Source organism: Solibacillus isronensis (genome assembly GCF_023715405.1).
Taxonomy (GTDB): Bacteria; Bacillota; Bacilli; order Bacillales_A; family Planococcaceae; genus Solibacillus; species Solibacillus isronensis_B.
This window is the reverse complement of sequence record NZ_JAMBOC010000001.1, coordinates 203,039-215,502: the sequence shown is the minus strand read 5'-3', so window position 1 is coordinate 215,502 and position 12,464 is coordinate 203,039. Positions and strand designations below refer to the sequence as shown.

Below are 12,464 nucleotides of genomic sequence, written 5' to 3'. Positions count from 1 at the left end.
CTGCTTCCTGCTTTACACAATTTTTTCCTTCAATCTTTTATCCTGTTGTACGGTTTGCTCATACCATGCTATTTTTTCCCGTAATGCTACGACTTCACCCACGATAATAATGCTTGGGTTTTTTACGTCGTTTGCTCTGGCAATATCAACAATCGTACCAAGTGTGCCAGTTATCGTCTGCTGTTGTTCAAAAGTTCCCATATGTACTAATGCAACGGGTGTTGATGCGTCACGTCCATACGTTAAAAGTTGCCGGCAAATATAAGGTAAATTACCTACCCCCATATAAATAGCAAGAGTATCAATACCCTTCGCCAAACTTTCCCATTGGATGGAATCGTCCTTTCCTTCACGCATATGTCCTGTGACAATCGCAAAACTGGAGCCCAATTCACGATGCGTAACCGGGATACCTGCATAGGCGGGTGCCGCAATGCCAGATGTAATTCCCGGCACGATTTCAAAAGGTATGCCATTTTCCGCTAATACTTCCGCTTCTTCAGCACCACGACCAAAAACAAATGGATCGCCGCCTTTTAATCGGGTCACTGTTTTACCTTGCAAAGCATGATGAACTAATGAAAGATTAATATTTTCCTGAATCATTGCATGACGGTTCGGCAATTTGCCGCAAAAGATTAACTGTGCCCCACGCTTTGCATAAGAAAGCAGCTCATTGTTAATTAATCGGTCATACAAAATTACGTCTGCTTCCTGTATACAACGCAAACCTTTTACGGTGATTAAATCGACATCACCAGGTCCTGCACCAACAATATATACTTTCCCCATTAAGTTACTCTCCTTTATAAAAACAAAAGTCCAAATATTTGTATAATAAACCATATGATACATGGAAATTTTCTACAAATCAATAATACCAAGTAAAAAAATATGAATAATTAGATTAATAGTACAAACTTATTATTTTTGAATTGCACTAATAGTCTCTCATAAAAATAAGCTAAACAAATTCGTTTAGCCCATTTTTATGTTACACAACTTTATAGCGACCAAGCAGCTTGCGTCCGGCATATGCGAAAATCCGGTCCATAATAAAGCCCATTAACCCAAGAACGACAAGCCCTACAAAAATCCAGTCTGTTTTAAAGTACAGTCGTGCATTCCAGATCATAAAACCAATCCCTTCATTTGCAGCGACCATTTCCGCACCGACAATCGCCATGAACGATGAACCCATTGCAAGCTTTGCACCTGTGAAGATGTACGGGATTGTTGCCGGAATAACGACATAAATAAGCGTTTGCAATTTCGAAGCCCCCATACTTTTAGCAGATAATAATTTATCATTCGAAATAGATAGGACCCCTGTTAATGTATTTATCGTAATGACAAAAAATGTTGCATAAACAATTAAAAATACTTTTGACTGTTCGCCAATCCCAAACCACAGCATAAATAGTGTAATGAATGCAAGCGGCGGGATGAAACGTACAAAGTTAATAACCGGTTCAAATAGTGCCCGCACAAACTTGTTCGTTCCTATAAGCAAGCCAAATGGTACAGCAATTAAGAGTCCGAGTGTCCATCCTGCCAGCACCCGTAAAAAACTGTATCCCATATAGAGAAACAACGTCCCATCACTGGCAATTTCAATTGCCCCGATTAAAGTTAAATATGGGCTTGGCAAAAACATCGGTTCAGAAAACATTGAAGCAATTTGCCATACGAGCAGAATAAATAACCAGCCGATCATACCGGACTGTAAAATCAATTTACCGATTCGGCTTTTCTTTTTTACCTTTACGACAGATGCCACTTGCTGTCCTTTTTTTAGTTCAATCGTCGTCATAAGCTGCCTCCCTTAATTCTAAACAAAAATTTTATTAAATCGTGAAGTCCTCAAAATGTGTCTGAACTTGCTTATAATGGTTGTTGAAATCGACACTTGTTATATCTCGAGGATAAGGCAGGTTTACATCATAAGTCGTTTCGATTCGTGAATTCGGACCGACAGACATAATACCAATCTTCTGACCTAAAAGAATCGCTTCCTGAATGTCATGTGTCACAAAGATAACGGTTTTATTTGTTTCTTTCCAAATTCGAATGAGCTCATTTTGCATTGTTCGTCGTGTCATCGCATCAAGTGCCCCAAACGGCTCATCCATTAATAAGATTTCCGGCTCATTTGCCAAAACACGGGCAAGCTGTACACGCTGCTTCATCCCGCCCGACAGATTATCAGGAAACTTTTTCGCATGGCCAAGTAAACCCGTTAGCTTTATGAAAGTATTGGCTACCTTTTTTCGTTCTTCTGTAGGCACCTTCTTCATTTTTAAGCCAAATGAAATATTCTCCTCAACTGTTAACCAAGGGAACAATGCTGAATCCGCTGACTGAAAAACGAAACCACGTCCATCTCGGTTTTCTTCACGAGAAGTCACAATTAGCAATTCGCCAACTGACATATCCAAAAATCCTGCAATAATATTCAGCAATGTCGATTTACCGCAGCCACTTGGTCCGAGAAGTACATAAAACTCGCCCTTCTTTATCAATAAATCTACATTTTTTAATACATATGTCGGATTTTCAATATCTGTTTGAAACGTTTTGGCACCATTTTTAATTACAATTGCTTCTTCTGTTATCGTATTCAGCATTGCCTTTTCCCCCTTAGTTAGTAAGTTACTTTGTCTTTCAATACTTGCTTCGCCGGATCTAGATACAGCTTTTCATCCAAATCAAAATCTTCATCCAAAATACCGCGCTCCAGCAAATACTCTTTCATGTTGGATAAATGTGTATAATCTTCCTTCGTAAAACCGAGCGTATAGTTCACTCGTTTTAAATCCAGCATTATGTCTTCTTTTGCGATTTTCAACTCTTTATAGCCGATGTCAGCAGTACCTTCCGGATTCCCCTTTACATATTCAACTCCTTGTTCAATGCCTTCAAGGAACTTCCCGATTTCTTCTGAATTTGCTTCTGCAAATTTACGGTCCACAATTAAATAGCTCGATACACTTAAATCAGGTACAGTACTCAATCGGTCGATTTCATGCACACCATCAATATTCTTGAATTTCTCTATTAAAGCACCCGTTCCAATAATGACATCGATATCCCCTTTTTTCATTCCGACGATAGCTTCATCAGGTGTACTGTATGGTACATATTTAATGTCGTCCTCGCTAATACTGTAGTGCTCTAAATATTTAGCCCATTGGTATTCAGATACCGTTCCTTTTGCAACGCCGATTTTTTTACCTTTAATATCCGCCGGTACTTCTATGCCCTTTACTGCCAAAATTTCCGACAGACTGACAGAGTTGAAGTGCTCATCGCTCCCTGTCAATGAAGAAACGACTACGAAATCACCTTTACCAAGTGAGTTCAGTAATGCATAATCTGCTGCCAATCCTGTATCTGCCTGCTTTGTCAAAACAGCGTTCACAGTATCGATTCCGTAGGCAAAATTGGAAAGCTCTACATTCAATTCTCTATCCGAAAAATAACTGTTATTCGCAGCTGCCCGAATTTGGAATGAACCCCCTGCTGCTGTATCAATCGCTGCCCGAATTGTTTTGCCGCCAGCATTGGCTGAACTTGCATTATTACCGCATGCCCCCAATATAAGCGCCGTTATTAATAAGAGCAGTAGATGTATTGATCCTTTTAATTTCATATTTTCACTCTTTCCATTAGCAAACTATTTTTATTTTTATACTAGGAATTATTTCAGAGAATTTATGTTGTAATTTTCTTCGCCACTGTCTCATCATAACGCGCAACGCAAAGGGCTCCTTCTCCATAAGAAAAAGCTTCTTTAATTTCAGCAACAGAATGTGCACCGCCTTCTGCCGCATTCGGCACTCGGAAATCTTTCACATCAATCGGCTTAATCTCAACTTCAACCGGTGTTTCCAATTGAGGTACCCAGTTGTATGGAACACGGTATGCGCGGTAAACCATATTTGACCCTCGTTCATTTTTATAGGCAGAAATATATTCCCATACAATTTCATGGTCTGCCGTTACTTCAAAAATACGTCCATTCGAGCCTTCTGTAATTAGCGTATTGCCATTTTCCAAACGCTGTGCCGAACTTATATAAGGACTGTAGAATTTATAGGAATCCGTTGGTACCGAAAACTTCGCTTCAAGCCCAGTATATTGCCATACAATTTCAAGTGTAATCGGATCGATTTCCAAAATGCGGGAATGATCGCGGATGGCTACTTTATTACCGTCAACCGAGTTTGGATTCGGTGCGCCGTATCCTCCCCAGCCTCCGTTGTCAAATACTAAAACATTGCCCTCACCTGGCAAACCTTTTGGGATGATATGTGCATGATGCTGTCCGATAATCCATCCTAAATGTTTTGTCTCCGGTGTGTCATAATCCGGTCCAAGTTGCCATACGATTTTCCCTGTTTCTTTGCTTGTAATCGCGATAATATTTGCCTCACGCGCATCCCATATAATATTGTCCGGATGGAAACGCTCATCACCATTATCATAATGGCGATTCGGACCAACTAATGAAATGGAATTAATGTGAAGCCAGTCGCCTGAATGATTACCGAAGAAACGTCGATTCGGTTCTTCATAAATCGCCTTTTTTGCTTCCTCACTAAAGTTAAGCTCATCGAAATGCTCATGTGCGTTCCATTCCCATACGATATTGCCTTCCCAATCGACCTCAATAAATGCATCATCCAATAATGGGTGTTTGGAGATTTTTTCGTTCGCTACATCACGGTGAACTAAAATCAATGTATTTCCACCTGTTGTTTGCGGCTCCTGACCTGGTGCCGGATAACCTACTGGGCTGCCAGTACGCTGATAGTCGTGGTGTGCACGTGCAACCCATCTTGCCTCATGACCCGGATCTTCAATAAACTGATGCTTATCAAATTTCCATACAACATTACCTTCAAAATCAATTTGTACTAAATCGCCCTCATCTTGGAAACCATACTGTGGATCACGATTAAACGTGTGCCCAAGTACAAAACCACCTGGAAATACTTTGTTCGGGAAGCCGCGTAGCCCTTTCCATAAATGAACTTCTTTACCGTTCATATCAATCAGTAATGCCCCTTCATTTGCTGCCTGAAAAATTGTATAACCACTTGCCGCCTTTTCAGGATTGTAAACTGTTGCCCCTGTCGGATGAATTGTTGGATTTCCCATATATACCGCTCCCTTTTCATTATTTTTTCAAGTTAACCGTGTATTTTATGTTTTAATAAATTACCATTCAATAGTTATCAATTGCTTGCTTTGTTTAAATTCCATTCCTCCTTCCAAGACAACCTTTTAACAAAGGTTAAAAAGAAAAGGCACTAAAAATACAGCCTCCTCCAATGTGTTTGGTGAGAGTAATGTATTTTTAGCGCCTTTAGTTGTCTAATCAGCACTTTATTAAATTATTTTTTTAAAGTAGAAGTTCACTTGCTCAATCCCTAGTAAACTACTTAACTTTAAAAGTATTAACAGTATCGTACCGATTTAATTCTTATTCGTCAAGTAGGTTTTTAAAATAATTTAAAATTTTCGGAAAACTAACAAGAAAACGCTAAACTTATATAATCGAGTTTAGCGATTTTTCTCAGTTTTCATGCTTCTGTTTTCTTGCTACAAAAACAAGCATGATAAGCATGAACATGGTCATTACAAAAAATGCAATAGCATCCCAAAACGCTGCAGGATCACCTGCTCCGAGAAGGTTCATATAAATAGTAGCGTACGTATAATAAAGCTGTGGTACAAAATACATCACTGCCAAAATTAACGTTAAAACAACTCCAACTATGTAGAATACACTATACAGGCGAATCAAATTCCATTCATTTTGAAATATTTCTTTATAATTTTCTCCATCTTTTCGTTGTTTTTTAAATAAGGAATTCAAATAGATTTTGCCGTTTTCCATCAAGTTATAACAGCCTGTTATATTTTCCATAACATAATAAACATCTGTTTTCATATAGAAGCAGCATTGATAAATAAATTTAATGAAAATATCCAACACGATGATTCCAAGAATTCCTATAATACTCACATCCGGAAAAAGAAGCATTATACCGAATGAAAGGAAAAGAATGATCTGCTCAAAAGATATTCCGGCAAGATACAGGATATTTCTCTTTTTTGGATCGAGCTTCCAAGCTTGAGTGAGATCTGTTTCAAAAACTATAAATAGGAGCCGATTTCCAATGCTTAATTTAGCCGGTAAATCATGTGATCGAATAGCAAGAATATGTCCGAATTCATGAAGTAAAATTAATACTAAAGAAACTGATAGATACATAAGAATATTCAGCATCATAGAATCGAATAGGAATATATCTTTGTAATGAGGAAAAAGTTCCGGGTTCAGTATGAGAATGATGATGTTTGCAATGAGCAGCAGCAAGTAGATCTTGTTCATTGCTCCATTAAAAAATAAACGCCCCACCGATTGCGGAATCCATAAGAAACCACCCGAACGTGATGTGGATTTAGACTGCTCTTTTTTAACGAGCACACCATCCACTTCTTGAACAAGTCCTAACTCCAACAGCTGTTCAACAAAATCAACAATATCCACTTCTTCATCTGGATATGAATTTTTTAATGCATGTTCAATAGAAACGAGCTCCTCACCTTGTTCCAAACGTTTGATAGCATCAACACCAATCTCAGGCAATTCAAAGAAATCACCGGAAATCGGCTCTTCTACGATATAATGTTTTTTATCTTTCCGAATGGATAACGGATATAACGTTATTACGGATTGTAAGGATACCTTCAATATATAGCCTCCTCTTTAAATTAAAATAGGATGCTATAATTATAGCATCCTAAGTAAGTACTTACTTATCTTGGAATAAGGAAACACCAAAAGCAAGTAACTTTAATTTTATTAAGTTTACGAATTTTCATACTTCTTACCCCCTCTCAAGTTTGCTCCCTTACAGTAGGTTTTAGAAATGTTTACCCAATCAGGGTAGATCTGTTTAAATAATTTTACCATTTGAGGATCGAATTGGCTACCTTGTCCATCGATAATTCGTTGATATGCTACTTCAAATTCAAGTGCAGGACGATACGATCTGGATGAAGTCATTGCATCAAAAGCATCAGCTACCGCAGTAACTCTAGCTAAAAAAGGAATATTTTCTCCAGCAAGCCCGTCCGGATACCCTTTACCATCCCATCTTTCATGGTGATGAGTAATTACATCAATATTATCTGCAATACCTTCAACGTCCCGGATAGCTTCTGCTCCAACAACTGGGTGTGTCTTAATAATTTCAAATTCTTCATCCGTTAACTTCCCGGGTTTGGTTAAAATAGCATCCGGAATATTTACTTTTCCAATATCATGTAATAGACAGGCATAATAATAATTGTTTAATTCAGAAGGTTTAAATCTCCCTGTAGCCTCAGCCATATTCATTGCATATGCAGCAACCCGTTCACTATGTCCACGAGTATATGGGTCTTTCAGTTCCAGTGTAGCAATAACTCCTTTAACAATACCTTCCAACTGTTCATCATATGAATACTTCAACGCTTTGATATAATTTAATATTCGATGTAAAAGGATAAAGGCAATAAATGAACAAACCATCATAATGATAACCGGAAATAAAACAATAGGGCTCTGTATAAATAATCCTACCAAAGCATATTTAATGATCAAACCGAATGTTACATAATATGTAAATTTCTTATTTACAAAAATCGGTGAAAAGAGGATGAAAATAACTTCCACTAGATTTCCACTAGTGTATGCTAGTGAACTGTCTTTATAATATATAATATCTGAAATTAAATGAGTGGTAAAATACCCCAAAAATATTATATATTTCACGATTTTTATTTTGTTAATTTTAATTAAGTATATGGATAAAGGAATCATCCCAACTATAACTCCATATTTAAAATACATAAAATCATACCAAACAAGCTCATCGTGCCATGGAAATGCAGGAAAAAGATCATAGTATAATATATCATATACAAAAAATACTACAAAAAATAACCATAAAAATAGTTTTGTTGAATTCTTTTCTTCTTGTATAAATGTAGTTTTCTTCATTTTTTACCTCACAATTAAATTACCAATCAATAGACCTTATGTTCCACATATTATTATAACATGAGATTGGTAATTAGTTCTATATATCCATGATTTAAATTTCTCATTTTTTTGTTTTTTTACTCTTTTAACCAAAATATATTCACTTTGTACCTATAAGTTATAAAAATGAAAATTTATTTACTATTTTTTCAATAAGGCTATCTTAACAATATTCCTATATACCCTGCAACACAATTCCTAATTTCAATCATTTCTATTAACTTGGGTTCATTTAAAACTCTAATAATAACTAAACCAAAAGTCTCACTTCAATAAAACGGAATGTATCCCCTTAAAATAAAAAGACCTAATCTTAAATGTCGATTAGGTCTAATCTTATTGATTTAAATATTAAAACGGGTATTCTCGTGGGTCTGTCTGAACAGAAATCCATTTTGTCGTTGTAAATTCATGAATTGCCCATTCGCCGCCATATCGGCCTAAACCTGAAGCTTTCTCTCCTCCGAAGGCAACGATCGGTTCATCATTGACTCCCTGATCATTGACATGAATCATTCCTGTAATAATTTGTTTAGCCACTTCAACACCATGTTCTGTTGTTCCGGCATGAACGGCGCCGCTCAGCCCATAGTCACTGTCATTGGCAACGCGAATCGCCTCCTCCTCACTATCTACAACGATTACACCTACAGCAGGTCCGAATATTTCTTCCTGGGCTATCGGCATATCATTCGTAACATTCGTTAAAATAGTAGGAGCCAGTACATTACCTTTCACTTCCCCTTGAAGGGCGTATTCTGCTCCTTTTTCAATACTCTGGTCAATTAATCGTTGAATTCGGGCGATTTGTTTATTATTAATAAGCGGACCGACAACCACATCATCATTTTTTGGATCCCCGTATTTAATTTTGGATGCTCTATCCACAAATGCTTTTATAAACGTCTCGTATACCGGGCGTTCAACAACAATCCGATTCAGAGACATACAAATTTGTCCGCTGTTTAAAAATTTACCGAAAGCGGCAGAAGCAGCTGCTCTTTGAACATCAGCATCTTTCAAGACGAGCATGACATTGTTTCCGCCAAGTTCTAAAGCTACACGTTTTAAGTTTCTTCCGCATACCTCTCCAATATGGCGCCCTACCTCTGTAGAACCGGTAAAAGAAATGATTTGAGGAATAGGATGCTCAATAAATGCATCTTTAATTTCAGATGAGCTGCAAACTGTAACATTTAACAACCCTTTAGGAATGCCGGCCTCCTCAAAAATTTCAGCTAAAATAAGTCCACCTGAAATCATCGTCTGCAGATCCGGTTTAAGTACAACTCCATTCCCCGTTGCTAAAGCTGGAGCAAGGGAACGCATTGTTAAATGGAACGGGAAGTTAAATGGACTAATAATCCCCACTACCCCAGCCGGATTATGATATACTCGGTTCTCTTTCCCAGGAATAATGGATGGCATGATTTTCCCATGCATCCGGAGTGGGAACGTAGCCGCCTCTTTCATAATGCCGATCGCGCCACTAATTTCAATATTGGCTTTCGTATGGGAAGCACCATTTTCCTCCACTAAAATTTGCACGATTTCATCTCTTTTTCGCTCTACAATTTGAGCAGCTTTTTCTATGATCGCTTGTCTTTGATAGGCATTGACCTGTTCCCATTCTTTTTGTGCTTCTTTGGCCGCTTGATACGCCTCATCTATGTCTTTTTCATTTGCCAACCGAATTTCCGCAATCGTTTCCTCGTTGTAAGGATTCTGGTCTACGTATACTCTTTCACTGTTTCCTTCTTTCCATTCTCCACCAATATACTGCTTATTCCATTTTTTATTCATCGGTATCATCCTTTCCAACGTTAAATGCCATAGAATTTCACTTAAAATGCCATACGTCTTACTTTAATGCATGTACATATATCACTTAGTACCCTTGATTCGCCGTTTTATTACCATAAATATCGTTTTCTTATATTTTTCCTATAAAATCATTCTCTTCTACTTAAGCTTTTTGCCACGTTAGTATAAGTGAAAATCTTCACAATATACGTGAGTTACGGATGCATTTCCAAATTCGCATTGAAATTAACTGAAAAATATACTATTATAGCTAGCAATATATTAGTAATATTATGAAAAAATAGTAAGGAGGTCCATATGAAACTACGTGTATCAACCGTTCAATATCATCTTCATACGATTCGATCATTTGAGGAATTTGCTCAGCAAGTAGACCATTACGTGCGAGCTGCCCTAGAGTTCGAGACGGATTTCATTTTATTCCCTGAGTTTTTTACGACGCAGCTGTTATCTATAGGCAACGATAAAGGGGAGCCACTTTCCATCAATGAGCTTCCTGATTTTACAGTGCAGTACCTTGATTTATTTACAGGTTTAGCCGTTAAAACAAAGACGCATATTATCGGTGGTACCCATGTCATACGGAACAATGACAAACTCTACAATGTCGCTCACTTATTTTATCCGGATGGCACGGTTGCCACACAGGCGAAACTTCATATTACTCCAACCGAGGTAAACGAGTGGAACATGGCGGCAGGTGATGAGTTACACCTTTTTGATACAGAAAAAGGTAGAATTGCAATTTTAACGTGTTACGATATCGAGTTCCCTGAAATCGTACGAATGGCAAAAGCTCGTGGCGCAGATGTTATCTTTTGCCCATCTTGTACCGATGATCGCCACGGCTTCCATCGTGTTCGATATACAAGTCATGCCCGCGCTATTGAAAACCAGGTATATGTCGTGACCGCTTCTACTGTCGGTTCGCTCCCAACCATTGATTTTATGCGCATGAATTTTGGACAGTCCGCGATTATTGCACCAAATGACGTCCCGTTCCCACCGCGTGGAATCGTAGTTGAAGGAGAGCTCAATAACGATATGGTTGTTACGGGGGATTTAGATTTGGCACTGCTTTATCAAGTACGCGAAAAGGGCTCTGTAACAACGTGGCGTGACCGTCGTACCGATTTATACAATGACTGGGAAAGTAGTTTTATCAATGTACAGTAAACAGTTTTATGTGTTTCAAGACAGCAAGCCGATCCTTGCGACAGTCCGGAATTACACGCCTGCAGATTTTGATGCCCTTATCCGTATTCAACAGGATTGCTTCCCTCCCCCATTCCCTTCAGAGCTATGGTGGAGTGAAGAACAACTTATAAGTCATGTCACACATTTCCCGGAAGGTACACTTTGCATTGAAGTGGATGGGCAAATCGTCGGTTCCATGACGTCCTTGCTCGTTGATTTTGACCCAAACAATCCCCTACATACGTGGGAGGACATAACCGATAACGGCTATATTCGTACTCATGATCCAAATGGCGATACACTCTACATTGTTGATCTTTGTGTGCGCCCAGCTTCTCGCAGTTTAGGGCTTGGCAAATGGCTCATGCTTTCGATGTACGAAATCGTCATTGAGCAAAAGCGCGTTCGTCTGCTTGGCGGCAGCCGGATGCCGAATTATCATCACCATGCCGACCAGCTTTCACCAGAAGCGTATATTGAAGCTGTTTTGCTTGGTGAAATACACGACCAGGTCATTTCGTTTCTACTACGCTGCGGTCGCATGCCGATACAAGTTGTACCCCACTATTTAGAGGATGAAGAGTCGCATCATTATGGTGTATTAATGGAATGGCGCAATCCTTTCGTCCAAATCAAGGAGGCTTATTAATGGATTATCATCGCATTACATCGATTACCGATCCACTGTTTGCAGATATGTATGAACTATTAAAAACGGTATTTCCACCGGAGGAAGTATTAGCATTTGATTTATGGAAAGAACCGCTGGAGGATCCAAGCATTCGCGTATTTGTCGCCGTCCATGAAGGTGAAGTCGTTGGGACAACAGAGTACCGCTATTATAAAGATTTAAATGTTGGCATGACCGATTTTACAATTATCGGCCGGGAAGGTATTGGCGTCGGCCGTTTCCTAGCAACAAAACGTGCAGCAGATTTACAAGCATTGGCACAGGAAAACAACAAGCAAATGGCAGGCATGTTTGCAGAAATCTATGATCCGTATCGTGTAGACGATCACGGCTTTGGTGGAGTAAAACCAATGGACCCGTTTGTACGCCGTGAAGTGTTATCACATTTAGGCTACAAACGGCTAAACTTCCCGTACGTCCACCCATCATGGCAGTTGGACGGGACAGCTGTAAGCGGACTTGATTTATGCTTTATGCCCGCTGACTACGAACAAACCGATTTAAATGCATCACTGATTGCGACATTTTTAAAGACGTACTATGCAGTATTGCCCGAGAAGCCAGATACATGGGTAGAGATGATCGAGTATCTTGATGCAAATGAAAGTGTGGAGTTGGTGGCAATTTAACATTTTCTATTATTGTACTAAT

11 protein-coding genes are annotated in these 12,464 nt (G+C 38.7%); 3 read left to right on the top strand and 8 right to left on the bottom strand.

The genetic code is table 11. The annotated features are described in order from the left end of the window. Positions 1-12: 12 nt before the first annotated feature. The 8 genes from cobA to M3166_RS00970 form a co-directional block, all read right to left on the bottom strand. Positions 13-792 (bottom strand): uroporphyrinogen-III C-methyltransferase, encoded by a 780-nt coding sequence (cobA, locus tag M3166_RS01005; protein WP_251686583.1) that lies wholly within the window; start codon positions 790-792, stop codon positions 13-15. 202 nt (positions 793-994) lie between these two features. Next, a complete protein-coding gene (locus M3166_RS01000) occupies positions 995-1,813 on the bottom strand; it encodes an ABC transporter permease (RefSeq protein WP_251686582.1) in 819 nt (272 codons plus the stop codon). Between the two features lie 34 nt (positions 1,814-1,847). Next, positions 1,848-2,627 (bottom strand): ABC transporter ATP-binding protein, encoded by a 780-nt coding sequence (locus M3166_RS00995; protein WP_251686581.1) that lies wholly within the window; start codon positions 2,625-2,627, stop codon positions 1,848-1,850. A 17-nt stretch (positions 2,628-2,644) separates the two neighbouring features. Then, on the bottom strand, positions 2,645-3,652 hold the full coding sequence (locus M3166_RS00990; protein ID WP_251686580.1) for an ABC transporter substrate-binding protein: 1,008 nt from the start codon (positions 3,650-3,652) through the stop codon (positions 2,645-2,647). Between the two features lie 62 nt (positions 3,653-3,714). Then, complete coding sequence (locus M3166_RS00985; RefSeq protein WP_251686579.1) at positions 3,715-5,163, bottom strand: aryl-sulfate sulfotransferase; 1,449 nt, start codon at positions 5,161-5,163, stop codon at positions 3,715-3,717. A gap of 418 nt (positions 5,164-5,581) precedes the next feature. Further along, positions 5,582-6,766 carry a PqqD family protein gene (locus M3166_RS00980; protein WP_251686578.1) on the bottom strand — a complete coding sequence of 395 codons (1,185 nt, stop codon included), beginning with the start codon at positions 6,764-6,766 and terminating at the stop codon, positions 5,582-5,584. Positions 6,767-6,883: 117 nt separating this feature from the next. Beyond that, positions 6,884-8,059, bottom strand: coding sequence for an HD-GYP domain-containing protein (locus M3166_RS00975; protein ID WP_251686577.1), 1,176 nt, complete (start codon positions 8,057-8,059; stop codon positions 6,884-6,886). Positions 8,060-8,452: 393 nt separating this feature from the next. Continuing rightward, complete coding sequence (locus M3166_RS00970) at positions 8,453-9,904, bottom strand: aldehyde dehydrogenase family protein (protein ID WP_285848674.1); 1,452 nt, start codon at positions 9,902-9,904, stop codon at positions 8,453-8,455. 318 nt (positions 9,905-10,222) lie between these two features. On the opposite strand from M3166_RS00970, the gene M3166_RS00965 reads away from it, so the two are divergent. The 3 genes from M3166_RS00965 to M3166_RS00955 are packed head-to-tail and all read left to right on the top strand — an operon-like array spanning position 10,223 to position 12,442. Continuing rightward, positions 10,223-11,101, top strand: a complete 879-nt coding sequence (locus M3166_RS00965) for a carbon-nitrogen hydrolase family protein (RefSeq protein ID WP_251686576.1) — start codon at positions 10,223-10,225, stop codon at positions 11,099-11,101. Then, complete coding sequence (locus M3166_RS00960) at positions 11,091-11,771, top strand: GNAT family N-acetyltransferase (RefSeq protein ID WP_251686575.1); 681 nt, start codon at positions 11,091-11,093, stop codon at positions 11,769-11,771. Before M3166_RS00965 ends, M3166_RS00960 begins: the two co-directional genes overlap by 11 nt. Further along, positions 11,771-12,442, top strand: a complete 672-nt coding sequence (locus M3166_RS00955) for a GNAT family N-acetyltransferase (RefSeq protein WP_251686574.1) — start codon at positions 11,771-11,773, stop codon at positions 12,440-12,442. The genes M3166_RS00960 and M3166_RS00955 overlap by 1 nt, the downstream gene beginning before the upstream one ends. Positions 12,443-12,464: the final 22 nt, after the last annotated feature.